Annotated in this window: 1 protein-coding gene; it reads right to left on the bottom strand. The window is 40.9% G+C overall.

Going from position 1 to position 337, the window contains the following annotated elements:
- Positions 1–337: ATP-binding cassette domain-containing protein (locus ACNPNW_RS15995; RefSeq protein WP_448767164.1), on the bottom strand; the 337-nt coding region annotated here is incomplete at both ends.

Below are 337 nucleotides of genomic sequence, written 5' to 3'. Positions count from 1 at the left end.
ATCCATCACAATTTTCCCCTCATTCATGACAATAATTCGATCAACTAATGCCAAAACAGCTCGCCGATGAGTTGCAACAATTAAAGTCCGATGCCCCATCCAATTCATTAGATGATCAATAAATTGTTTTTCTGCTACATCATCAATCGACGCTGTTGGCTCATCTAACAATACAATATTAGGTTGGCGAATAAGCAAGCGTGACAGCAACAAAGCCTGCCGTTGTCCACCAGAGAAACCTAAGCCACCCTCAAGTACAAGATGATCAAGACCTTCTTTTTTATCTTGTACAAATGACCAAGCTCCTGTCATTTTGAGCGCCTGAATCAAGTCATCA

Source organism: Acinetobacter endophylla (assembly GCF_053543775.1).
The sequence above is the reverse complement of the archived record's forward strand: the minus strand, read 5'-3'. Positions and strand labels throughout refer to the sequence as shown.